This window comes from Geodermatophilus sp. SYSU D00691, from assembly GCF_054050275.1.
The window spans coordinates 1-21,974 of the sequence record NZ_JBJGYZ010000057.1; the positions used below are offsets into that span (position 1 = coordinate 1).

Annotated in this window: 24 protein-coding genes; 15 read left to right on the forward strand and 9 right to left on the reverse strand. The window is 75.1% G+C overall.

Features of this window, described 5'->3' with window-relative positions:
- Nucleotides 1-36 precede the first annotated feature (36 nt).
- Complete coding sequence (locus ACI797_RS26455; RefSeq protein WP_456863339.1) at nt 37-846, reverse strand: DUF3097 domain-containing protein; 810 nt, start codon at nt 844-846, stop codon at nt 37-39.
- 315 nt (nt 847-1,161) lie between these two features.
- Between ACI797_RS26455 and ACI797_RS26460 the strand changes: the two genes are divergently transcribed.
- The 8 genes from ACI797_RS26460 to ACI797_RS26495 all read left to right on the forward strand — a co-directional run bounded on the left by ACI797_RS26460 (nt 1,162) and on the right by ACI797_RS26495 (nt 8,611).
- Nucleotides 1,162-1,971 (forward strand): DUF2382 domain-containing protein, encoded by an 810-nt coding sequence (locus ACI797_RS26460; protein WP_456863346.1) that lies wholly within the window; start codon nt 1,162-1,164, stop codon nt 1,969-1,971.
- A 120-nt stretch (nt 1,972-2,091) separates the two neighbouring features.
- Nucleotides 2,092-3,003 (forward strand): AAA family ATPase, encoded by a 912-nt coding sequence (locus ACI797_RS26465; RefSeq protein ID WP_456863350.1) that lies wholly within the window; start codon nt 2,092-2,094, stop codon nt 3,001-3,003.
- Nucleotides 2,996-4,126, forward strand: coding sequence for a vWA domain-containing protein (locus tag ACI797_RS26470; protein ID WP_456863354.1), 1,131 nt, complete (start codon nt 2,996-2,998; stop codon nt 4,124-4,126). Before ACI797_RS26465 ends, ACI797_RS26470 begins: the two co-directional genes overlap by 8 nt.
- 62 nt (nt 4,127-4,188) lie before the next feature.
- Entirely contained in the window at nt 4,189-5,310 is a 1,122-nt protein-coding gene (locus ACI797_RS26475; protein WP_456538383.1) for an XdhC family protein, read from the forward strand.
- A 43-nt stretch (nt 5,311-5,353) separates the two neighbouring features.
- Nucleotides 5,354-5,620, forward strand: coding sequence for a helix-turn-helix domain-containing protein (locus ACI797_RS26480; RefSeq protein WP_456863357.1), 267 nt, complete (start codon nt 5,354-5,356; stop codon nt 5,618-5,620).
- The gene (locus ACI797_RS26485) at nt 5,617-6,285 is read left to right on the forward strand and encodes an ATP-dependent Clp protease proteolytic subunit (protein WP_456863364.1); all 669 of its coding nucleotides are present in this window, start codon (nt 5,617-5,619) and stop codon (nt 6,283-6,285) included. Before ACI797_RS26480 ends, ACI797_RS26485 begins: the two co-directional genes overlap by 4 nt.
- A gap of 26 nt (nt 6,286-6,311) precedes the next feature.
- The gene (locus ACI797_RS26490) at nt 6,312-6,860 is read left to right on the forward strand and encodes an MOSC domain-containing protein (protein WP_456863370.1); all 549 of its coding nucleotides are present in this window, start codon (nt 6,312-6,314) and stop codon (nt 6,858-6,860) included.
- 59 nt (nt 6,861-6,919) lie between these two features.
- Nucleotides 6,920-8,611, forward strand: a complete 1,692-nt coding sequence (locus ACI797_RS26495; protein ID WP_456863376.1) for an AMP-binding protein — start codon at nt 6,920-6,922, stop codon at nt 8,609-8,611.
- Between the two features lie 11 nt (nt 8,612-8,622).
- On the opposite strand, the gene ACI797_RS26500 is transcribed toward ACI797_RS26495, so the two are convergent.
- From ACI797_RS26500 to ACI797_RS26510, 3 genes are read right to left on the reverse strand one after another with little or no spacing between them, the layout of a single operon-like run.
- The gene (locus ACI797_RS26500) at nt 8,623-9,270 is read right to left on the reverse strand and encodes a response regulator (RefSeq protein ID WP_456863383.1); all 648 of its coding nucleotides are present in this window, start codon (nt 9,268-9,270) and stop codon (nt 8,623-8,625) included.
- Nucleotides 9,267-11,264 carry a sensor histidine kinase gene (locus ACI797_RS26505; RefSeq protein ID WP_456863389.1) on the reverse strand — a complete coding sequence of 666 codons (1,998 nt, stop codon included), beginning with the start codon at nt 11,262-11,264 and terminating at the stop codon, nt 9,267-9,269. The genes ACI797_RS26500 and ACI797_RS26505 overlap by 4 nt, the downstream gene beginning before the upstream one ends.
- A 30-nt stretch (nt 11,265-11,294) precedes the next feature.
- On the reverse strand, nt 11,295-11,957 hold the full coding sequence (locus tag ACI797_RS26510; protein ID WP_456863392.1) for a hypothetical protein: 663 nt from the start codon (nt 11,955-11,957) through the stop codon (nt 11,295-11,297).
- Nucleotides 11,958-12,079: 122 nt separating this feature from the next.
- Here ACI797_RS26510 and ACI797_RS26515 point away from each other — a divergent pair, with 122 nt between their 5' ends.
- Entirely contained in the window at nt 12,080-13,228 is a 1,149-nt protein-coding gene (locus ACI797_RS26515; RefSeq protein WP_456863395.1) for an aldo/keto reductase, read from the forward strand.
- Between the two features lie 12 nt (nt 13,229-13,240).
- Here ACI797_RS26515 and ACI797_RS26520 read toward each other — a convergent pair whose 3' ends face one another.
- The 3 genes from ACI797_RS26520 to ACI797_RS26530 all read right to left on the reverse strand — a co-directional run bounded on the left by ACI797_RS26520 (nt 13,241) and on the right by ACI797_RS26530 (nt 16,359).
- On the reverse strand, nt 13,241-14,158 hold the full coding sequence (locus ACI797_RS26520; RefSeq protein WP_456863398.1) for a vWA domain-containing protein: 918 nt from the start codon (nt 14,156-14,158) through the stop codon (nt 13,241-13,243).
- 101 nt (nt 14,159-14,259) lie between these two features.
- Complete coding sequence (locus ACI797_RS26525) at nt 14,260-15,150, reverse strand: AAA family ATPase (RefSeq protein ID WP_456863401.1); 891 nt, start codon at nt 15,148-15,150, stop codon at nt 14,260-14,262.
- Nucleotides 15,151-15,228: 78 nt separating this feature from the next.
- Nucleotides 15,229-16,359, reverse strand: coding sequence for an NDMA-dependent alcohol dehydrogenase (locus ACI797_RS26530; protein ID WP_456863404.1), 1,131 nt, complete (start codon nt 16,357-16,359; stop codon nt 15,229-15,231).
- A 157-nt stretch (nt 16,360-16,516) separates the two neighbouring features.
- Between ACI797_RS26530 and ACI797_RS26535 the strand changes: the two genes are divergently transcribed.
- Nucleotides 16,517-18,001, forward strand: a complete 1,485-nt coding sequence (locus ACI797_RS26535; RefSeq protein WP_456863408.1) for a bifunctional 3-(3-hydroxy-phenyl)propionate/3-hydroxycinnamic acid hydroxylase — start codon at nt 16,517-16,519, stop codon at nt 17,999-18,001.
- Nucleotides 18,002-18,041: 40 nt separating this feature from the next.
- Nucleotides 18,042-18,584: a hypothetical protein gene (locus ACI797_RS26540; RefSeq protein ID WP_456863411.1), complete on the forward strand. Its 543-nt coding sequence runs from the start codon at nt 18,042-18,044 to the stop codon at nt 18,582-18,584.
- A gap of 6 nt (nt 18,585-18,590) precedes the next feature.
- Here the strand turns inward: ACI797_RS26540 and mftR are convergent, their stop codons facing one another.
- Entirely contained in the window at nt 18,591-19,181 is a 591-nt protein-coding gene (gene mftR, locus ACI797_RS26545; protein ID WP_456863414.1) for a mycofactocin system transcriptional regulator, read from the reverse strand.
- A 110-nt stretch (nt 19,182-19,291) separates the two neighbouring features.
- Here mftR and mftA point away from each other — a divergent pair, with 110 nt between their 5' ends.
- The 4 genes from mftA (at nt 19,292) to ACI797_RS26565 (ending at nt 21,293) form a co-directional block, all read left to right on the forward strand.
- Entirely contained in the window at nt 19,292-19,417 is a 126-nt protein-coding gene (gene mftA / locus ACI797_RS26550; protein ID WP_456863416.1) for a mycofactocin precursor MftA, read from the forward strand.
- Nucleotides 19,418-19,425: 8 nt separating this feature from the next.
- Nucleotides 19,426-19,698, forward strand: a complete 273-nt coding sequence (gene mftB / locus ACI797_RS26555; RefSeq protein WP_456538370.1) for a mycofactocin biosynthesis chaperone MftB — start codon at nt 19,426-19,428, stop codon at nt 19,696-19,698.
- Complete coding sequence (gene mftC / locus ACI797_RS26560) at nt 19,695-20,903, forward strand: mycofactocin radical SAM maturase (RefSeq protein WP_456863420.1); 1,209 nt, start codon at nt 19,695-19,697, stop codon at nt 20,901-20,903. The genes mftB and mftC overlap by 4 nt, the downstream gene beginning before the upstream one ends.
- 144 nt (nt 20,904-21,047) lie before the next feature.
- Nucleotides 21,048-21,293: a hypothetical protein gene (locus ACI797_RS26565; RefSeq protein WP_456863423.1), complete on the forward strand. Its 246-nt coding sequence runs from the start codon at nt 21,048-21,050 to the stop codon at nt 21,291-21,293.
- Here ACI797_RS26565 and ACI797_RS26570 read toward each other — a convergent pair.
- Complete coding sequence (locus ACI797_RS26570) at nt 21,290-21,778, reverse strand: pyridoxamine 5'-phosphate oxidase family protein (protein ID WP_456863426.1); 489 nt, start codon at nt 21,776-21,778, stop codon at nt 21,290-21,292. The genes ACI797_RS26565 and ACI797_RS26570 overlap by 4 nt on opposite strands.
- Nucleotides 21,779-21,974: the final 196 nt, after the last annotated feature.

Here is a 21,974-nt window from a genome sequence, read left to right on the forward strand (position 1 = left end):
GGATCCGTGCACGTCACGTGCACGGATCCACTCCGGTCAGTCCGTCGTCACGAAGTCGATCAGCTCCTCGACCCGGCCGATGAGGGCCGGCTCGAGGTCGGTCCACGTCTTCACCCGCGCCAGGATGCGCTGGCTCCACACGTAGCCGGTGTCGTCCTCCCAGCCGAGCCGGCGGCAGACGCCGTCCTTCCACGACTCGCCCTTGGGCACGGTCGGCCACTCGCGGATGCCGACGACCGAGGGCTTGACCGCCTGCCAGATGTCGATGAACGGGTGGCCGACGACGAGCGCGTGCTCGCCGGTCACCTGCTCGGCGATCCGCGACTCCTTCGACCCGCGCACCAGGTGGTCGACCAGCACGCCGAGCCGCCGGCCGGAACCGGGGCGGAAGTCGCGCACGATGGCGGGCAGGTCGTCGACGCCGTGCAGCGGCTCGACGACCACGCCCTCGATGCGCAGGTCGTGGCCCCAGACCTTCTCCACGAGCTCGGCGTCGTGCTTGCCCTCGACGTAGATGCGGCCCTCGCGGGCGACCCGCGCCCTGGCGCCGGCGACGTAGGTCGAGCCGGACGCGCTGCGCGCCGGGCCGGTGGGCGCCGTCGGGCGGGGGCGCACGAGCACGACCGGCCGCCCGTCGACCCAGAAGCCCGGGCCGAGCGGGTATCCCCGCACCCGGCCGTGCCGGTCCTCGAGGTGGACGACGTCCTTCTCGCAGCGGACTACGGCGCCGACGAACCCGCTGCTGGGGTCCTCGACGACGAGGTCCTTCTCGGCCGCGATCTGCGGCACCGGCTTCTTCACGGTGCGCGGGTGGACGAGGTCGTCGTACGGCGAGCGGGGAGGCACCCGTCCATGCTGGGCAGCACCCTCGCGGATCCGGGGACGACGCGCCGAGGGCGGCGCGACACGCCCGGGACGATTCCGTCACCTGAGGTCCTCGACCCAGGAGTGCTCCGTGCGGCATCCGGTGGTGCGCGATCCGATCGTGCGCCTGACCAGCGAAGACGCGATGTGACGTCCGCGTCGACCGCTTCCCGCGGGCGTCCGCCGACGCGCCCGGCGTCGGGGGAAGTTCGGGACGAGATCGTTTCGGCCCGCGGCGTCCGGTCACCCATCGGGGCGAAACGAGACCCCGAGCTCAGATGGGAGCGCGAAACGACGATGATCGGCACCGAGACCATCAGCCGCGTGATCGGCAGCGACGTCTACGACGAGTCCGGCCAGAAGATCGGCTCCGCGTCGGAGGTGTACCTCGACGACGAGAGCGGTCAGCCCGAGTGGCTGACGGTCCGCACCGGACTGTTCGGCACCAAGGAGTCCTTCGTCCCGATCCGCAACGCGGACCTGACCGACGACGGCGTCCGCGTACCGGTGAGCAAGGAGCGGGTGAAGGACGCGCCGAAGATCGACACCGACGGCCACCTGTCGCCGCAGGAGGAGCAGGAGCTCTACCGCTACTACGGCCTGGACGTCGGCAGCGGCGGCTACGAGACCACCCAGACCACCGGCATGGCCACCACGGGCATGGCGACCGGCGGGGTGGCCGACGCCCCCGGCACGGTCGGCCACGACACCTCCGGCCCGACGACCGACAACGCCATGACCCGGTCGGAGGAGCGCCTCAACGTGGGCACCCGCTCCGAGGAGATCGGCCGGGCCCGGCTGCGCAAGTACGTCGTCAGCGAGAACGTCACCGAGACCGTCCCCGTCACGCGCGAGGAGGTCCGGGTCGAGCGCGAGCCGATCACCGACGCCAACATCGGCAACGCCCTCGACGGGCCGGCGATCAGCGAGGAGGAGCACGAGGTGACCCTCCGCGCCGAGCGCGCCGTGGCCGAGACGGAGGCCGTCCCGGTCGAGCGCGTCCGCCTGGACAAGGAGACCGTCACCGACACCGAGACCGTCTCCGCCGACCTCCGCAAGGAGGAGATCGAGGTGGACGGCGTCCGGGACACCGACCGGCGCCTCTGACGCCGCTCGCGGCGCGATCGGCGCCGCACCACTGACGACGGTGGCCGGCCGAGGACCAGACTCGGCCGGCCACCGTTCCCACGTCCGGCCCCGGATCCCCCGCGGTGGGATGCTCGGGACGTGACCGACCCCACCCTGGCGCCCCAGGACCCGCCGTCCGACCTCTCCAGCCCGGAGAAGCTGGCCGTGGCCCTCGAGGGCACCGGCTACCTGCCCGACGAGGGGTTGGCCACCGCCGCGTACCTGGCGCTGGTGATGCACCGCCCGCTGTTCCTGGAGGGCGAGGCCGGCGTCGGGAAGACCGCCCTGGCCCACGCGCTGGCCGAGGTGACCGGCCGGCCGATCTACCGCCTGCAGTGCTACGAGGGCCTGGAGGCCAGCCAGGCGCTCTACGACTGGGACTTCGGCCGCCAGCTGCTGCACCTGCGCGCCGCCGAGGCCGCCCACGCGAACGACAACCCCGACGCCCTCGAGGCCTCGCTCTACGACCGCCGCTTCCTGCTGGCCCGGCCGCTGCTGCAGGCCCTGGAGGACTCGCCGTCCGTGCTGCTGGTCGACGAGGTCGACCGGGCCGACGACGAGTTCGAGGCGTTCCTGCTCGAGGTGCTCAGCGACTTCACGATCTCGATCCCGGAACTCGGCACCATCCGCGCGGTGCAGCCGCCCCTGGTGATCCTCACCAGCAACCGCACCCGCGAGGTGCACGACGCGCTCAAGCGCCGCTGCCTCTACCACTGGCTGCAGCACCCCGACTTCGACCGCGAGGTGGCGATCCTGCGCCGCCGGCTGCCGCAGGTGACCGAGCAGCTGGCCCGCGAGGTGGCCCGGGCGACGGCGAAGCTGCGCACGCTGGACCTGCTCAAGCCGCCCGGGATCGCCGAGGCGATGGACTGGGCGACGGCGCTGCACACCCTCGGCGCCCGCGACCTCGACCCCGACGTCGCCGCCCGCACGCTCGGTGCCGTCCTCAAGTACCGCGAGGACACCGAGCGGGTGCACTCGATGGTGCGGGGGGCGCTGTTCGGTGGCTGAGGCGGCCGGCACCGCGGAGCGCCGGGACGTCGTCGACACGCTGCTCGGCTTCGCCCGGACGCTGCGCGCCGCCGGGGTGGCCGCCTCCCCGGACCGGGTGGAGGCGATGCTCGCCGCCGTCGGCTCCCTCGACGTCCTCGACGCCACCGACGTCTACTGGGCCGGCCGGCTGACCCTGTGCGCCGGACCCGACGACCTGGACCGCTACGACGCGGCGTTCTCCGCCTGGTTCGGCGGCGACCGGCCCCGCCAGGCACCGCGGGCGCCGCGCGACCGCGAGATCGTCTCGGCCATGGCGCCGCTGGACGTCGGCTCCGGCGAGGGGGAGCAGCGCGACGACGCCTCCGAGCTGGCCGCGCAGGCCAGCGCCGCCGAGGTGCTGCGCCACCGGGACGTCTCCGAGCTGACCATCGCCGAGCGCGAGCACCTGCGCCGGCTGTTCACGCTGCTCCGCCCGGCCTCCCCGATGCGGCCCTCCCGCCGCCGGCGGCCCAACCCGCTGGGCGCCGTCCACCCGGCCCGCACGGTGCGCCGGGCCCTGCGCGACGGCGGCGAGGTCACCCGGCTGATGCACCGGCGGGCGGCGCCCCGGCCACGGCGCGTCGTCCTGCTGGTCGACGTCTCGGGCTCGATGAGCCCGTACGCCGACGCCCTGCTGCGGTTCGCGCACGTCGCCGTCCGCGCCCGCCCGTCCTCGACCGAGGTGTTCACGATCGGCACCCGGCTGACCCGGGTGACCCGGGAGATGCGGCTGCGCGACCCCGACAAGGCGCTGGCCGCCAGCGGCTCGGCGATCCCCGACTGGTCGGGCGGCACGCGGCTGGGCGAGGTGCTCAAGGCGTTCCTCGACCGGTGGGGGCAGCGCGGGATGGCCCGGGGCGCGGTGGTCGTCGTCTGCAGCGACGGCTGGGAGCGCGGCGGGAGCGAGCTGCTGGGCGAGCAGATGGCCCGGCTGCGGCGGCTGGCCCACGCCGTGGTGTGGGTCAACCCGCACAAGGGCCGCGAGGGCTACGAGCCGCTGACCGGCGGCATGCAGGCGGCGCTGCCGTCGATCGACCACTTCGTGTCCGGCCACAGCCTGGCCGCGTTCGAGGAGCTGTCGGGAGTGATCGGCCGTGCGTGAGACGTTGTGGAGTGGATCCGTGCGCGTTACACACACGGATCCACTCCGGAAGGGGCTGTGCGATGCGTGACGTGCTCGACGACCTGGTCGGTTGGTGGCAGGCGGGGCAGACCGTCGGCATGGGGACCGTCGTGGCCACCTGGCGCTCCGCGCCGCGGCCGGCCGGCGCTTCCATGCTGGTCGGGCCCGACGGGACGGCGGTGGGCAGCGTCTCCGGCGGCTGCGTCGAGGGCGCGGTCTACGAGGAGGCCAAGGACGCCGTCGAGACCGGGGAGCCGGTCCTGCAGCGGTACGGGGTGAGCGACGACGACGCCTTCGCCGTCGGCCTCACCTGCGGCGGCATCCTCGACGTGTTCGTCGAGGCGGTGTCGCGGGAGTCGTTCCCCGAGCTGGGCGAGGTCAAGGAGTCGGTCGACCGGCACGAGCCGGTCGCCGTCGTGACCTGCGTGAAGGGGCCGGAGGACCGGCTCGGCCGGCGGATGGTGCTCTGGCCCGACCGCGCATCGGGCACGTTCGGCCTGCAGCGGCTGGACGACGCCGTCGCCGCCGACGCCCGGGGCATGCTCGCCGCCGGGCGTACCGGGATGCTGCACTTCGGCCACGACGGCGAGCGCCGCGGCGACGAGCTCGAGCTGTTCGTGAACTCCTTCGCCCCGCCGGCGCGGATGGTCGTGTTCGGCGCCATCGACTTCGCCGCCGCCGTCGCCCGGGTCGGCTCCTTCCTGGGCTACCGGGTGACCGTCTGCGACGCGCGGCCGGTGTTCGCGACGCCGAAGCGCTTCCCCGACGCCGACGAGGTGGTCGTGGAGTGGCCGCACCGCTACCTGCAGGCCGAGGTCGACGCGGGCCGGATCGACGAGCGCACCGTGCTCTGCGTGCTCACCCACGACCCGAAGTTCGACGTCCCGCTGCTGGAGGTCGCGCTGCGGCTGCCGGTCGCCTACGTCGGCGCGATGGGCTCGCGGCGGACGCACGACGAGCGGCTGGCGCGGCTGGAGGAGGCGGGCCTGTCCAAGGAGGAGCTGTCCCGGCTGTCCTCGCCGATCGGGCTCGACCTGGGGGCGCGCACCCCGGAGGAGACCGCGGTGTCGATCGCGGCGGAGATCATCGCCGGCCGCTGGGGCGGCTCCGGCGAGCGCCTGTCCGGCACGGAGGGCCCCATCCACCCCACCGCCGAGCGGTAGGACCGGGTGGCCGGTATAGCGGAAGAGGTATACCGTTCCTGGTATGCCGCCGGTGCGCCGCAGCCGCTTCCCCGGTCTGGAGGACCGGGGTGAGCGCCGGCGCGAGCTGATCGAGGAGCTGGTCCGCGCCCGCCGGGAGAGCGAGCTCAGCCAGACCGAGATCGCCGCGCGCATGGGCACCTCGCAGTCCGCCGTCGCCCGGCTGGAGAGCGGCGAGCTGGACGCCCGGCTGTCGACCCTCGAGCGCTACGCGGCCGCGCTGGGCCGCACCGTCGAGTGGCAGGTCCGACCGTCCGAGGAGTCGCCGTGAGCCGACCCGCAGGCACCTGGCCGCCGGTCCCGCCGGGGCCACCGCAGCCGCCCTTCCCGCCCGGACCACCGGAGTACCCGCGCACGCCCTGGCAGCCGGCGCCCCGCCCCGCCGCGCCGGGGCCGTCGACGTCGATGTCGGTCGTCGTCGGCGCGGGGGACTGGCTGGCCGAGCGGCTGCTCGAGCAGCGCGTGGTGGCGCTCTCCGGCGACCTGGACGACGAGGCGGTCAACCGGGCCGTCGCCGAGCTTGCGCTGCTCGACTCCTCCGGCGACGGGCCGGTGCAGCTGCGGCTCTCCGGGGTGAACGCCGACGTGGAGGCCGCGCTCACCCTGGTCGACGCCCTCGACCTCATGGGCGCACCCGTGCACGCCACCTCCCTCGGCACGCTGCGCGGGGTGGGCGTCGTCGTCCTCGCCGTCTGCGACCGGCGGGCCGCCGGCGCGCACGCGGTGTTCCAGCTGACCGAGCCGCGCGCCCCCCGCCGCGGCCCGGCCGGCGACGTCGAGGCGCTCGCCGCCGAGCACGTCCGGCAGTTGCGCCGGCTGCAGGAGCGGCTCGCCGCGGCCACCGGCCGGGACGCCGGGCGGATCGCCGAGGACATGCGCGCCGGACGGCTGCTGTCGGCGGAGGAGGCCCGGGAGTACGGGCTGGTCGACCCCTGACCGGGGACCTCGCGCACCGGTACGACGTGGAGGTCGTCGGCCTGCTCGCCTCGCCGGAGCACCGCTACGACGGGCGGCCGGGGACGACGGTCCCGGCCCAGGACGGCGACCGGCGCACCGCGCTCGAGGTGCGCGCCGGTCTCGGCATCGTCGGCGACCGCTACTTCGGGCAGGCCGCGCACCGCGACGCCGCGGTCACCGTGCTGGCCGCGGAGGCGGTGGACGCGCTCGCCGCCGAGCTCGGGGTCCCCGTTCCCGACGCGCTGCTCGCCCGCCGCAACGTCGTCCTGCGCGGGGCCGAGGTCGAGGCCCTGCGCGGGCAGGAGTTCTCGCTCGACTGCGGGGCCGGGGAGGTGCGGCTGCGCGGCGGTCGCCCGGCGAACCCGTGCGCCTGGCTCGACGTCGTCCTGACCCCCGGGGCGCACCGCGGGCTGCGCGGGCGGGCCGGCGTCCGGTGCGCCGCGCTGTCCGACGGCGTGCTGCGACTCGGGCAGGCCGTGCTGCGCTCCGCCGTCCCCCTCGACGCCGTCCGCGCCGGCGAGGTCCACCGCCTGCTGCCCCACCGCCCCCGCTGACGCTGCACGGGACGTTGCACGGGCTGGTGGTCGGGAGCGCGGGGGAGTAGGGACGAGCCATGTCCGCCACCGAGGTCTACCGCGCCGCCCGGGACTCCCTGCTCGCCCTGCGCGGCGACCACGCCAAGGCGGCCGCCGAGTTCCGCTGGCCGTCGTTCGACGGGCCGTTCAACTGGGCGGTCGACTGGTTCGACGCCTACGCGCGCGGCAGCGAGCGCACCGCGCTGCACATCGTCGAGGAGGACGGCCGCGCCGCCCGGTACTCCTTCGACGCGGTGGTGCGCCGCTCCGACCAGGTGGCCGGCTGGCTGCGGGCGCAGGGCGTGGGCAAGGGCGACCGCGTCGTCCTCATGCTCGGCAACCAGGTCGAGCTCTGGGAGTCGATGCTCGCGGTGATGAAGCTCGGCGCGGTGATCATGCCGACGACCACCGCGCTGGGCCCCGCCGACCTGACCGACCGGATCGAGCGGGGCGGGGCCCGGCACGTCGTCGTCAACGCCGCCGACGCCGGGAAGTTCGACGGGGTCCCCGGGGACTACACGCGGATCGCCGTGGGGGATGCGCCGGCCGGGTGGCTCGCCTACGCCGACAGCGCGCAGGCCGGCGGGGAACCGCCCGGCCACCCCGGCACCCTGCCGGGCGACCCGCTGCTCCTGTACTTCACCAGCGGGACGACGAGCCGCCCGAAGCTGGTCGAGCACACCCAGGTCAGCTACCCGGTGGGCCACCTGTCCACGGTGTTCTGGCTCGGGCTGCAGCCCGGCGACGTGCACCTGAACATCAGCTCGCCCGGCTGGGCCAAGCACGCCTGGAGCTGCTTCTTCGCCCCGTGGATCGCCGAGGCGACGATCTACCTCTACAACTACGCGCGCTTCGACCCCGCGGCGCTGCTCGGCCGGATCCGCGAGGACGGCGTCACCACGTTCTGCGCGCCGCCGACCGTCTGGCGGATGCTCATCAAGGCCGACCTCTCCGGCGGGCCGGGCGCGATCCGCGAGGCCGTCGCCGCCGGCGAGCCGCTCAACCCCGAGGTCATCGAGCAGGTCAAGGCCCAGTGGGGGCTGACCCTGCGCGACGGCTACGGGCAGACCGAGACGACGGCGTCGGTGGGCAACACCCCGGGATCGGTCGTGAAGCCCGGCTCCATGGGGCGGCCGCTGCCCGGCGTCCCCGTCGTCCTGGTCGACCCGATCGCCCGGGAGCAGGCCGACGAGGGCGAGATCTGCCTCGACCTGTCCGACCGGCCGCTGTCGCTGATGACCGGCTACCAGGGCGACCCCGAGCGCAACGACGAGGCGATGGCCGGCGGTTACTACCACACCGGGGACGTCGCGAGCCGCGACGCCGAGGGCTACATCACCTACGTCGGGCGCACCGACGACGTCTTCAAGGCCAGCGACTACAAGATCAGCCCGTTCGAGCTGGAGAGCGTGCTCATCGAGCACCCGGCGGTCACCGAGGCCGCGGTGGTGCCGGTGCCCGACCCGGTGCGCGGGGCGATCCCCAAGGCCTACATCGCGCTGGCGCCGGGGCACGAGCCCACCCGGGAGACCGCCTTCTCCATCCTCCAGCACGCCCGCGAGAACCTGGCGCCGTTCCTGCGGGTGCGCCGGGTCGAGTTCTACGAGCTGCCCAAGACGATCAGCGGCAAGATCCGCCGGGTCGAGCTGCGCGAGCGGGAGGAGCGGCTGGCCCCGGAGGGCAGCGGCACCGAGTTCGCCGACTCCGACTTCCCCGAGCTGCGCGGTTGAACCCCGGCGGGCTATTCGGTCAACCCGGCATCCCTCGCCCGCAGGACCGCCTGGGCGCGATCAGCGACCTGGAGCTTGGCGAAGACGGAGGAGAGGTAGTTCCGGACGGTCTTCGGGGACAGCTGCAGCCGGTCGGCGATCTCCGCCGTGGGCCGCCCGGCGGCCAGCAGCGCGAGCACCTGGCGCTCTCGCTCCGTCAGCTCGGGCAGGGCCTGCGCGGCCGTCACGGCCCCGACGTGGGACAGGACGCGATCCGCCACCCGGGCATCGAAGACGGCCTCCCCGCGGGCCACCGCCCGGATGGCGGAGACGAGCTCCTCCTGGTGCGCCCCCTTGAGCACGTAGCCGCGCGCACCCGCCCGGAGCACGGCGAACAGGGATGCGTCGTCGTCGTACATGGTCAGCGCCAGCACCGCCGGTCGCGGCGATCGGGCGGTGAGCCGGCGAGTGGCCGCCACGCCGTCGAGCCCCGGCATGTGCAGGTCCATGAGGACCACGTCGGGTGCCAGCCGCGGTGCGTCGACCAGGGCCTGCTCGGCCGATCCCGCGATCCCCACCACCTCGAGGTCGTCGTGGAAGCACAGGAGCTCGCGCAGGCCCTCGGCGAACAGGGCGTGGTCGTCCACCACCAGCACGCGCACCTTCGACGGGCCGGTCATGCCGCCACCGTGGGCAGCCACGCCCGCACCGCGGTCCCGCCGCCCGCAGCAGGACCGCAGACCACCCAGCCCCCGACCGCCGCCGCCCGCTCCCGCATCGACTGGGTGCCCACGCCCGCCGTGGCGGCGTCGTCCCGCCCCGTTCCGTCGTCGGTCACCTCCACGCACAGGCCGTCCTGCCCCTCGCCGGTGAGAGCCAGGCGGCACCGCGATCCACCGGAGTGCCGGACGGCGTTGAGCAGGGCCTCCGCGGCTATGCGGTAGGCGGCCACCTCCACGGCCGCGGGCAGCTTCTCCAGATCCCCGGCGACGATCTCGACGGAGAAGCCGTTCGGCACGGCGACCTCCTCGGCGTAGCGCTGCAGCGCCCCCGGCAGGCCGAGTTCGTCGAGAGCCGGAGGGCGCAGTCCCGAGACGATCTGCCGCACGCCGCCGAGCATCTGGTCGGCCTGCCCCCGCAGCCGGCTCAGGAGGGCCGCCAGCTCGGGGGAGTCGGCCTGCCGAGCTCGGTTCTGCGCTGCGTCCAGCCCCATCGCCAGAACCGCGAGCTGGGGACCCAGGCCGTCGTGGAGCTCGCGTCGGAGACGGCGCCGCTCCTCCTCCACGGCGGTCAGCAGCTCGGCCCGGGATCGCCGCACGGTCTCGGTCAGAGTGGCTGCGTACAGAGCGGTGGCGATCGGCCCGGCGACGGCCCTGAGGGCGCGACGTCGAGCCGGTGACACGGTGGCAGGTACGGCCAGCTCCCCGAGGGAGACCCCGTGCTGGGACAGCGGCTGGATCAGCGACGAAGCGGGTGGGCCGGCCTCCCCTGGCGGCACCAGGCGTGCAGGGACGTGCAACAGGTCCGTCACCGCCGACACCGCGCACGCGGGGATCCGGTCGGGGTCGTGCACCCGAGCGAGGCGGGCACCGACGTCGGCGGCGAGGCGAGCCGGGTCGCCCGCGGCACCGAGGACGGCCCGTTGCACGGCGACCGTGACGCGCCGACGCGCCGAAGCGGACGCCAGGGCGGTCACGGCGACGGCCATCGCCACGGTCAGGGGCGTGCGGCCGCCCGACAGCAGTGCGGCGCCGGCACTCGTCGCACCGAAGACCACCACCAGGGCCAGGGCCAGCAACGCGTACGCCTGGGACCTGGCGATGAACAGGTCCAGCCGGTCCGCGCGGTACCGCGCGATCCCCAGCCCGATGCCGACGGGCAACCCCAGCGCCGCAGACAGCGTCCCCGCCACCGCCAGTGCATCGAGCCCGGTGATCTGCGCGGCCAGGTGCAGGGTCACCGCTGCGGTGAACGGTGCACCGGCGGCGGCCATGGCCAGCCGCTCGGTCCCCACGCCACGGCGCCAGCGAAGAGCCACGGACAGCAGGGCGAGCACGGCCGCCCCCACGAGGAGCACCAGCGCCACCGCGGCCACCCCGGGCACCAGGCGCGCCAGCGCCGCGACTCCCAGCGGATTGTGCGGCCCGGGGCTCGAGCTGTGACCGGCGAGGGGTCCCGGGGCCAGCGCCGAGGTCAGTGCGACGACCGCGACCGCCGTGCTCCCCAGCCACGTCCCCCACCGTCCGATCGCGCCGACCGGACGCCCATCGGGGCACAGCAAGCCGATCAGCGGGAGCAGCGGGGGGCCGAAGGCCCAGAGCACCGCATCCCCCCACGCGGCCCACGTGCCGGACGCCGTCGTCGGATGGGTCGCCGCCCAGGTGCTGAGGAGCCCGGACACCGCGGTGGCGGAGCCGAAGGCGAGGAGGAGCCAGCCGAGGGGGTTGCGCGGTCGGTGAGCGGCGATCCCGGCGCCGATGGCCGCCGGCACCAGCACGAGCACCACGTCGAGCGGCCCGTGCCACCAGGGCTCGCCGCCGTCCACCGCGAGCCCCGCCCAGCCCACGGCTGCCAGCCCCGGCACGAGGACCAGGAGGCTGGCCACCGTGTTCGGCCGGGCGGACCGCGTGCGATCAACCGCGGTGCGGCCGGGCGAGGCGTCGTCCGGTGCCATGAGCTGCTCCCACGGCCGATCGTGGCACAGTCAGGCCACGCGGTCGGCCCTGCGCTCCCCCGCCGTCGGAGAGGCGGCCGGTCCGCGCAGCAGCACCAGGCCGAGAACCAGGAGCCACAGAGCGACCACGGGAACGGCCACCGGTCCGGCGATCGAGGCGGGCACGAGCACCACCCCCGCGGCAGTGGTGAACGAGCGGAACCAACGGGGGAGCTGCTCCGGCGCGGATCGGAGGGCCACGGCCAGTCCCAGCAGAGCCAGCCCCGTCAGGACCGTGCCCGCAGCGAGGACGTGGTGGCCCGCGCCCTGGAACGCCTCGTAGGCAGGCAGCGGGATGTCGTGGGCCCGCGGGTTCGAGGCGGCCGTCACCAGGGAGGCGCCGACGCACGTGGCGGCCTGGGCTGCGGTGACCGCGCCGAGCCACAGGTCCCGCGCCCCTCCCGACGGGAGCACCCTGCGCAACCCCGCGGCCAGGCACAGCCACGCCGAGCCGGATGCGGTCCACAACGCCCAGGCCACGAGCATCTGGGCTCCGGTGCGGTCCAGGCGCTCCTGGAGGGCCACCTGGTCCGCCACGTCCTCGGGGGCAGCCACCACGACGGCGGCCAGCGCCGCCGCGAGCGCGACGAACGCAGATGCAGCCGTCCGGCGGCGTGACCGCTCGGATCCGCGGAACGACAGCTGGGTGGTCATGACGGTCTACCTCCGACCTCTGCGCTGGTCCTGTTGGTGGTCGGAGGCTGTCGCGCGGCACGACCCGGGCGGCAGGGCGGACGTCCCGAGGAGCTCGGGACGCTGCCCGGCCACCCCGGGTCATGTCTCGTCGGCCGCCCGGGCGAGCGCGGACGGCCGCGCCGAGCGGCACCGAGTTCGCCGACACCGACTTCCCCGAGCTGCGCGGCTGGACCGCAGGGGAGAGGGTGCTCACCGTGGAGTACCGCACCCTCGGCCGCAGCGGCTGCGCCGTCTCGACCCTGACCCTCGGCACGATGACCTTCGGGCGGGAGACCGACGAGGAGGGCTCGCACGCCCAGCTCGACCGGTTCTTCGAGGGGGGCGGCACGCTCGTCGACACCGCCGACGTGTACTCCGGCGGCGTCAGCGAGGAGATCATCGGCCGCTGGCTGGCCAAGCAGGGCTCCGGCGTCCGCGAGCGCCTGGTCCTGGCGACCAAGGGGCGCTTCCCGATGGGGGAGGGGCCGAACGGCGTCGGGCTGTCCCGCCGGTACCTCGCGGACGCGCTCGACGGCTCGCTGCGCCGCCTCGGCGTCGAGCGGGTCGACCTCTACCAGGTGCACGCCCACGACCCGTGGACGCCGATCGAGGAGACCATGCGGTTCCTCGACGACGCGGTCCGGGCGGGCAAGATCCACTACGTCGGACTGTCCAACTTCCTGGGCTGGCAGCTGCAACGGGCCGTCGACGTCGCCGAGCACCGCGGCCTGACCGCCCCCGTGACCCTGCAACCGCAGTACAACCTGCTCGTCCGCGAGATCGAGTGGGAGATCGTGCCCGCGGCGGCGGCCAACGGGCTGGGGCTGCTGCCCTGGTCCCCGCTGGGCGGCGGGTGGCTGACGGGCAAGTACCGGCAGGACGAGCGCCCCACCGGCGCCACCCGGCTCGGCGAGAACCCCGAGCGCGGTGTGGAGGCCTACGGCCGGCGCAGCACCCTGCAGCGCACCTGGGACGTGGTCGACGCCGTCCGGGCGGTCGCCGACGACCGCGGGTGCTCCATGGCGCAGGTCGCGCTCGCCTGGCTGGTCGACCGCCCGGCCGTCACCTCGGTCATCCTCGGCGCCCGCACGCTCGGGCAGCTCGAGGACAACCTCGGCGCCGCCGGGCTGCACCTCTCCCCCGAGGAGACGGCGCGGCTGGACGAGGCGAGCGACCCGGCCCCGGCCGACTACCCGTACGGCGCTCCCGGGACGGAGCAGCGGGACCGCCGGATCGAGGGCGGACGGTAGACCGGGGCGCGGTCAGCCGAGCAGGTCGCGGACGGCGGCCGGCGCCTGCGACGGCCGGTGCAGCGGGGCGACCCGCCCGCCCCCGGCCCCGGCCAGCGCGGTGCAGGAGGCCATCGCGCCCTTCTCCGCTGACAGCGCCAGCACCGACAGCCGCGCCGGCACGCGGGCGAGCGACGACGCGGCGCCGATCGGGTCGGGGCTCTCGGTGGCCAGCCCGTCGGAGAGCAGCAGCACCTGCCGGTCGGCGGCACGCGAACGGGCCACCAGCGCCGCCGCCGTCGTCAGGCCCAGCTCGAGGTCGGTCGTCCCGTGCCCGCGCAGGTCGCAGAGCCGGTCGACGACCAGGTCGATCCGGGGGTCGGCCGACAGCGGCCGCAGCACGACCGCCTTCGACCAGAACGCCACGACGCCCAGTTCGTCCCCGGGCCGCATCCGCGAGACCAGCGCCGAGGCGGTCAGGACGGCGGTGGCGAGCTCGTCGCCGGCCACCGAGCCGGAGGCGTCGACCAGCAGGAGCACCGCTCGCCCGGTGGAGCGCCAGCCGCGGGTGTGCACGTGCGCCGCCCGCCAGTGCGGTTCACCGCCGCGGGCGGCCAGGCTGGCGTCCAGGTCGACGTCCGCCCCCGTCGGGTCGCGGCGGGTGACCACCCGGCTGGTGCCCGGCCGGTCGGCGACGCCGGTCCGCGGGCTGCCCACCCGCAGCCGGGCGGCCAGCGCCCGGGCGGCGGCCCGCAGCGCGGGGTCGAACGCGCGGGAGGCCTCGGCCAGCACGCGCGCCGCGGCGTCGGGATCGCGCGCGGCCAGCTCGGCGACGGCGGCGGCGTCGAGCTCGCCCGCCGAGGGCGAGATCGCGTCGAAGTCGGGGTTGCTGCGGGAGAGCTGGTCGCGGCTGGCCCGACGGGCGGCGGAGTCCCGGAGCAGCTGCTCCACCTCGACAGGGTCCTCGACCACCCGCTGCGCGGAACGGCCACCGGGCGGAGGGCCGGGCGCGGTGCCCGGCGGTGGACCGGAGGGCTGCGGCCCCTCCGGCGTCAGGCTTTTCCCGGCTCCTCACCGGCCCGGCGCCAGATGTCGGCGACGACGGCCTCGACCGGGCGGGCGACGCCGTCACCGACGGTGACCTTGCCGGTGAGTCCGGCCAGGGCGGCGTCCAGGCCGGTGTCCTCGTCCACCTCCTCGCTGCCGCGCACCACCGCCAGCTCCCGGGCGATGAGCACGGTGTCGATGGCCCCGCGCACCGAGGCGCCGATGCGCAGCTCGGGGTGGTCGCGGGTGATCCGCACGGCCCGCACCGCGCGCGCCACCAGCCCGGCGGGGGCGCCCGTGACCGCCGCGACGACGGCCAGCTCGGCGTCCTCGTCCTGGTAGCCCATGGCGACCCGGCAGGACCGGTCGTACAGCGCGGGGGTGACCCGGGCGGTGCCGACGGCGTCGAACGGGTTCATCGCCGCCACCAGCCGGAACGTCGGGCGGGCGGCGACCCGGCCGTAGCGCGGCACGTGCATCTCGCGCTCGGAGAGCACGCCGAGGAGGACGTTCATCGTCTCCTCGGGCACCCGGTTGAACTCCTCGACGTAGAGCAGCGCGCCCTCGGTCATCGCCCGGGTCAGCGGGCCGGGCACGAAGTTCTCGGGGCGGTAGTCCTCGGCGAGCACCCGGGAGGCGTCGTGGTGGCCGACCAGCCGGGTCGGGGTCAGCTCGGCGTTGCCCTCGACCAGGACGAGCGGGACGCCGGTGCCGTCGGCCAGCGCGCGCAGCAGCGTGGTCTTGCCGGTGCCTGGCGGGCCCTCGAGGACGACGTTGCGGCCGGCCGAGAGCGCGGCGGCGACCACCTCGGCCTCGCGCAGCCGGGCGACCACCCGCTCCCGGGCGGTGCGGACCATCCCGCCGATGTCGAGGCGGGTGTCGGCCGTCGAGGTCACGAGCGCTCCGGGGGGCTGTACGAACGGACCGGGGTGCCGTCGAGCAGACGGCACCCCGGTCCGGTGCGAGGGGCGGACTCAGTCGTAGATGATGACCCCGCGGATGTTCTTGCCCGCGTGCATGTCCTCGTAGCCCTGGTTGATGTCGTCGAGCTTGTACCGCTTGGTGATCAGCTCGTCGAGCTTGAGCTTGCCCTCCTGGTACAGCCGCAGCATCCGCAGGATGTCGGTGTGCGGGTTCTGGTCGCCGAAGAGCGCGCCCTTGATCTCCTTCGCGAACAACGTCATCTCGCCGATCGAGATCGGGATACCGACCTGGTCGGTGATGTCCCCGAGTCCGGTCACGACGACGGAGCCGGCCTTGCGCACGGCCTGGAATGCCTGCGCGACGTGCTCGCCCGTCGTGACGCCGATCGTGACGATCGCCTTGTCGGCGCCCTGGCCGTTCGTCACGCTCCGGGCGAACTCCGCGGCCTCCTCGATGCCCTCGAAGGCCTCGGTGGCGCCGAGTTCCTGTGCCTTCTCCCGCTTGAAGGCCACCGGGTCGACGGCGATGACGTGGCTGGCGCCGGCGAAGGCCGCCCCCTGGACGGCGTTGATGCCGATGCCGCCGATGCCCATGATGATCACCGTCTCACCGGGCTCGACCTTGGCGGCCTGCACCGAGGAGCCCCAGCCGGTGCCGACACCGCAGCCGGTGAGGCACGCGACGTCGAGCGGGATCTCCTCGGGGATCTTGATGGTCGAGTCGACGCTCACCGTCGTGAAGCCGGAGAAGGTGCCGAGCCCGCACATCTGCCCGACCGGCGTGCCGTCGGACAGCGAGAAGCGGAAGCTGGTCGGGTCGTCGAACCGTGCGCCGACCAGCAGACCGGCGCCCAGGTCGCACAGGTAGGACATGCCGTTGGCGCACCACCGGCACTTGCCGCAGGCCGGCAGGAAGGAGAAGACGACGTGGTCGCCCTCCTTGAAACCGGGGGTGTTGGGACCGACCGCGGTGACCACGCCTGAACCCTCGTGACCGCCGCACATGGGGTAGTGCGCCACGGGGATGTCGCCGGTGGCGAGGTGGTCGTCCGAGTGACACATCCCGGACGCCGCCAGCTTCACCTGCAGTTCGCCCTGGCGCGGGTCGTCGGAGATCAGGTCGACGACCTCGAACTTGCCTGGCGCCTCGCGCATGATGGCGCCACGGGTCTCTACGGGCACAGGAGTACCTCCTCGTCGCCCTCGCCGTCGAGGGCCCTGACGGGCATGCGCGAGCGCGCATGACTGCCCCGAACGTTATGACCCCCGTCACAGGAGGTGGAAGCCGGGTGCAACGTTCGCCGCTACGTCCGGCCCGGGCGGTGGTCAGACTGGGCCGGTGACGGTCGTCCCGGTGGTCGTGGTGGGCGCCGGGCCGGTGGGGCTGACGGCGGCCCTGCTGCTCGCCCGGCGCGGCGTCGACGTCGTCGTCCTCGACCGGCAGCCCGCCCCCTACCCCCTGCCGCGGGCGGTCCACCTGGGCGACGAGGCGCTGCGCGTGCTGCAGGACGCCGGTGTCGCCGGCGCGTTCCTGCCGCGCACCGAGCCGCTGGCCGGGATGCGGCTGCTCGACGCCCGGCTGCGCGTGCTGGCCGAGTTCGCCCGGGACCCCGGTCCGGGGCCGCTGGGCTGGCCGGCGGGCGTGCTCTTCCACCAGCCCGACCTGGAGGCGGTGCTCCTCGCCGCCGTCGCGGCCTCGCCGCGGATCGACCTGCGCTGGGGCGCCGACGTCACCGGCCTGCGGCACAAGGACGACGCGGTGGTGCTCGGGGTCGACGACCGGGACGCCGGGCCGGACGGGTCCGTCACGGCGCGGTTCGTGCTCGGCTGCGACGGCGCGAACAGCACCGTGCGCACGCTCGCCGGCGTCCGCATGCGCGACCTCGGGCCGGCCGACCGCTGGTTCGTCGTCGACGTCCGGGCGCGGCCGGCGAGGCCGTTCTGGCCGGGTGTCCACCAGGTCTGCGACCCGCGGCGGGCGGCGACCCTGATGCCGTTGACCGGTGGCCGGCACCGCTGGGAGTTCCGCCTGGCGCCCGGCGAGAGCGCCGCCGACCTGGCCGGGCGCATCGACGAGCTGCTCGCCCCCTACGGCGCCGGGCCGGTCGAGGTGGAGCGGACGGCGGAGTACACCTTCCGCGCGCAGGTGGCCGACCGCTGGCGCACCGGCCGGGTGCTGCTCGCCGGCGACGCCGCGCACCTGACCCCGCCCTTCGTCGGCCAGGGGCTGGGGCTCGGGCTGCGCGACGTGCACTCCCTGGCCTGGAAGCTCGCCGCGGTGTTGGACGGCACGGCGCCGGACGCGCTGCTCGACACCCACCAGGCCGAGCGCGAGCCGCACGCCCGTGCGCTGATCCGGATCGCCCAGCTCGTCGGGCTGCTGATGACCGGCGGCGGCCGGGGCGCCGCCGCCGTCCGCCGGGCGGTGCTGGCCGTGGTCCGCCGGCTGCCGCTGGTGGGGGCGTTCGCGCGCAGCAGCCGCACCCCGCCGCTGCGCCGCGGGCCGCTGGTCCGCCGTCCCCGGGTCGCCGTCGGCTCGCCGGTGGGCGGGCTGGTGCCGCAGCCGACGGTGGCGGTGGACGGCGCGGCCCGCCGGCTGGACGACGTCCTCGGCGACGGCTGGGCGGTGGTGACGGCGGACGACGGGCCCGTGCTCGAGCCGCCCACCGGGGAGCCGGCCCGGGTGGTGCGGGTGCCGGAGCTGGCGGGGTGGCTGCGCGGGCGCTCGGTGCTGGTGCGCCCCGACCGGGTGGTGGCCGCGGCGAGCCGGCCGGCCCGGAGAAAGGTTGCGCGCCATCCGCTTGGGAGGCGTGGGGAGGGGTAGGTGGGGGCGACCCTTCTTCCCCGACCCGACGAGGCTCCCCATGGCGCGCAACACCCTCTCCCGCTCCCTGCACGACCTCGGCCTCGCCGCCTGGTTCGGCGGCACGCTCGCCAACGCCGTGGCGTTGAACGAGGCCGCCGCCCAGGCCGGCAGCGCCTCGGCCACCGGCGCCGTCGCCAACGCCGGCTGGGACCGGTGGACGCCGGTCAACGCCGCCGCCATCGGTGCCCACGTCGTCGGCAGCGTCGGGCAGCTGCTGGGCAACCGGACGCGGGTGGCCCGCCAGCAGGGGGCGGCCGGCATGTCGCTGGCGAAGACGGTGCTCACCGTCGCGGCGCTGGGCGTGACCGCCTACAGCCGGTCGCTGGGGCAGGTCGTGTCGCAGGGCGGCGCCACCCCGTCGAAGAAGGGCACGAAGCCCTCCAAGCGGGCGCGCGGGGAGATCGCCGCCGCCCAGGAGCAGCTCGACAAGCTGCAGTGGGTCGTCCCCGCGCTCACTGGGGCGCTCGTCGTCGTCAGCTCCTACGCGGGCGAGCAGCAGCGCCCGTCCGAGGTGGCCCGCGGGCTGGCCGAGAAGGCCTGACCCGCGCTACCCGCGGAGCGTCGGGAAGGCGCCGGCCAGCTCGCCGAACGCCGCGCGGAGGTCGTCGGCCAGGCTCGTCCGGCCGTCGGCCAGCCATACCTCGAAGGCGGTGGTGGCGGCCGCGCGCGTCGTCGTCGCCACCAGCCGGGGGAGCAGGTGCTCGGCCGTGCCCCCGGTGCGGCGGGCGACGTGCTCGGCCACGACCCGGTCCACCTCGGCGTAGCGCAGCTGCGAGTGCGCCTGCAGCGCGGGCTCGGTGAGGATGAGCCGCATCCGCTCGCGCAGCAGCGGCAGGTCGGCGTCGGCGTAGTCGTTCACCTCGACGTAGGCCGCGCAGATGCCGGCCAGCACCGGGGCAGCGGGGTCGGTCGCGGCCAGCAACCGGTCGAGCCGGGCGACGTGGCCGGAGAAGTCGCCCCAGACGGCGTCGGCCTTGGTGGCGAAGTAGCGGAAGAACGTCCTGCGGCCGATGCCGGCCTCGGCCGCGACGTCGTCGATCGTGACCTGCTCGAACCCCTTGAGCGTGAAGAGGTCGAGCGCCGCCTGCTCGATGCGGGCACGCGTCTCCTCCCGCGGGTCCCCCCAGGGCTCGGTCACGGCAGCCATCTTGCGCCACCACGGCCCGCAGCCGTACCTCCGCTTGCCCGTGGCACCCGGTGTCACTAGCGTCCGCAGCGACTCCCGTCCCACCGCTCCTGGAGGCCCGCATGCCCGAGCCGACGACCGCTCCCGACGTCGAGACCGAGCTGGAGGCCCCCGCGGCCGAGGAGGCCCTGGTCGAGGAGTCGCTGGTCGAGGAGGTCTCCATCGACGGCATGTGCGGCGTCTACTGAGCACTCCCGTGCAGGAGTTCGACCCGGGCCTGCCCTGGCAACGGGCCCGGTCGGTGGCCCTGCGGCCCGAGCCCTTCGGCGCGCTGGTCTACCACTTCGGCAACCGCAAGCTGTCGTTCCTGAAGTCGAAGCAGCTGGTGGCGGTGGTGGAGTCGCTGGCCGACCACCCCAGCGCGACCGCCACCCTGGCGGCCTGCGGCGTCGCCGAGCCGCAGCGGCCGGCCTACGAGCGGGCGCTGGCCGACCTCGCCCGCTCTCAGATGATCGAGGTGCGCGCATGACCGCCGTCCTGCCCGAGCGTCCCGTCGGGGGGAGGCTGGTCGACCAGTTCGAGTACGGGCTCGACGCGCCGATCTGCCTGACCTGGGAACTCACCTACGCCTGCAACCTGGCGTGCGTGCACTGCCTGTCCTCGTCCGGGCGGCGGGACCCGCGCGAGCTGTCCACCGCCGAGGCCGAGGCGGTGGTCGACGAGCTGCAGCGGATGCAGGTCTTCTACGTCAACGTCGGCGGCGGCGAGCCCACGGTCCGGCCCGACTTCTGGCACCTGCTCGACTACGCGATCGACCACCGGGTCGGCGTCAAGTTCTCCACCAACGGCGTCAAGCTGGACCGCGAGCGCGCCCGGCAGCTGGCGGCCACCGACTACGTCGACGTGCAGATCTCCCTCGACGGCGCCACCGCCGAGGTCAACGACCGGGTCCGCGGCACCGGCTCGTTCGCCACCGCCACGAAGGCGCTGGAGAACCTGGCCGAGGCGGGGATGAAGGACTTCAAGGTCTCCGTCGTCGTCACCCGCGAGAACGTCGGCCAGCTCGACGCGTTCAAGGCCCTCACCGACCGGTACGGGGCCCAGCTGCGGATCACCCGGCTGCGCCCGTCGGGCCGCGGCGCCGACGTGTGGGACCAGCTGCACCCCACCCAGGCCCAGCAGCGCGAGCTGCACTCCTGGCTGCTGGCCAACGGCGACCGCGTGCTCACCGGGGACTCGTTCTTCCACCTGTCGGCCTACGGGCAGGCGCTGCCCGGGCTGAACCTGTGCGGCGCCGGGCGGGTGGTCTGCCTGATCGACCCGGTCGGCGACGTCTACGCCTGCCCGTTCGCCATCCACGAGCAGTTCCTCGCCGGCAACGTCCGCGACCCCGGCGGCTTCCAGCGGGTGTGGCAGCACAGCGACCTGTTCGCCGAGCTGCGCAGCCCGCAGACCGGCGGCGCCTGCGCGAGGTGCGGGCACTTCGACGCCTGCCGGGGCGGCTGCATGGCGGCCAAGTTCTTCACCGGCCTGCCGCTCGACGGCCCCGACCCCGAGTGCGTGCAGGGCTACGGCGAGACCGCGCTCGCCGCCCGCGACGCCGCCACCGTGACGCCGCGGAGCCACCTCGACCACTCGCACACCGGCCCGGTGCGGGGCCAGCCGACCCTGCTGGGCATGCCGACCGTCCCGGTCAAGATCTGCGACGAGTCGCCGCTGGCCGGCTTGGCCTGACCGGGGTCTGCCCGGACCGGTGCAGCGGGTGACCGCCGCGCCGCGCCCGCGCCTGCCGGCGCGGCTCCCCGGTCGCGGCGTCGGTGCATCCGGCCGAAACTCTTCCGTATCTGGTTCGGACACGGGGGGAGGGGAGTGCCTGCGATGACGACGCCGGTGGAGTGCGTGATCCTCGACATCCCGGACGGCCTGCGCCTCGACCTCCTGGGGCTGGTGGTCGAGATCGGCCGGATCCGGATCGTGGCCGACCGGTCGGGGCTGCTCGGCAACCTGCTCGCCTCGCTGACCTGCGGCGGTGCGACCGGCGCGGCCAGCCTCGAGGCGTTCGCCCAGGCGATGCGGGCGCAGGACGGCTCGCCGCGCCAGGCGCAGGCCGAGTCGGCGGCCTAGCTGCCGCGCAGCTCCACCCGCTCGTTCTCGCCGCCGTCGTAGGCCTGGCCGGTCAGCTTCGCCTTCGCGAAGCTGATCGCGCTGGCCACCCGGCCGCCGGGGGAGTCCCAGTACTCGGCCGAGGCGGCCTCGACCCGCAGCAGGACGACGTCGGGGTCCTCCGGGCCGTCGGGGAACCACGCCTCGACGACGGAGTTCCAGAGCTTGCGCTTCTTCTCCAGGTCGTCGACCACCACGGCGTGCCCGGTGAGCGACACCCAGCTGGAGCTGCCGGACGTCGAGACGTTGACCTGCGGGTTGCCGGTCACGTGGGCGACCTTGCGGGAGCTGCGCCGGGCGAAGAACCAGAGGTCGCCGTCGAACTCGACCTCCTGCATCGCCATGGGGCGGCTGATCAGCGTGCCGTCGGGCGCGATCGTGGTGAACAGGCCGAACCGCTCGTCCTTGAGCAGCTCGGCGACCTTCGTCGTCTCTTCCGATGCCATGCCCTCCTCCTGCCCGGAGGCCGGCGGCCCGACACCCGGGGACGCAGCGCCGCCGCGGTCGCCGCCCGCCGGGGGGGGGGGGGGGGGGGGGGGGGGGGGGGGGGGGGGGGGGGGGGGGGGGGGGGGGGGGGGGGGGGGGGGGGGGGGGGGGGGGGGGGGGGGGGGGGGGGGGGGGGGGGGGGGGGGGGGGGGGGGG

Bases quoted from the DNA above. Each gene is read 5' to 3' on its own strand.
- ACI797_RS26565 (WP_456863423.1), top strand. From the start codon at position 21,048: ATGACGACGCCGGTGGAGTGCGTGATCCTCGACATCCCGGACGGCCTG.
- ACI797_RS26540 (WP_456863411.1), top strand. From the start codon at position 18,042: ATGGCGCGCAACACCCTCTCCCGCTCCCTGCACGACCTCGGCCTCGCC.
- ACI797_RS26475 (WP_456538383.1), top strand. From the start codon at position 4,189: ATGCGTGACGTGCTCGACGACCTGGTCGGTTGGTGGCAGGCGGGGCAG.
- ACI797_RS26505 (WP_456863389.1), bottom strand. From the start codon at position 11,264: ATGGCACCGGACGACGCCTCGCCCGGCCGCACCGCGGTTGATCGCACG.
- ACI797_RS26570 (WP_456863426.1), bottom strand. From the start codon at position 21,778: ATGGCATCGGAAGAGACGACGAAGGTCGCCGAGCTGCTCAAGGACGAG.
- ACI797_RS26500 (WP_456863383.1), bottom strand. From the start codon at position 9,270: ATGACCGGCCCGTCGAAGGTGCGCGTGCTGGTGGTGGACGACCACGCC.
- ACI797_RS26515 (WP_456863395.1), top strand. From the start codon at position 12,080: ATGTCTCGTCGGCCGCCCGGGCGAGCGCGGACGGCCGCGCCGAGCGGC.
- ACI797_RS26460 (WP_456863346.1), top strand. From the start codon at position 1,162: ATGATCGGCACCGAGACCATCAGCCGCGTGATCGGCAGCGACGTCTAC.
- mftA (WP_456863416.1), top strand. From the start codon at position 19,292: ATGCCCGAGCCGACGACCGCTCCCGACGTCGAGACCGAGCTGGAGGCC.
- ACI797_RS26495 (WP_456863376.1), top strand. From the start codon at position 6,920: ATGTCCGCCACCGAGGTCTACCGCGCCGCCCGGGACTCCCTGCTCGCC.
- ACI797_RS26510 (WP_456863392.1), bottom strand. From the start codon at position 11,957: ATGACCACCCAGCTGTCGTTCCGCGGATCCGAGCGGTCACGCCGCCGG.
- ACI797_RS26480 (WP_456863357.1), top strand. From the start codon at position 5,354: ATGCCGCCGGTGCGCCGCAGCCGCTTCCCCGGTCTGGAGGACCGGGGT.
- mftC (WP_456863420.1), top strand. From the start codon at position 19,695: ATGACCGCCGTCCTGCCCGAGCGTCCCGTCGGGGGGAGGCTGGTCGAC.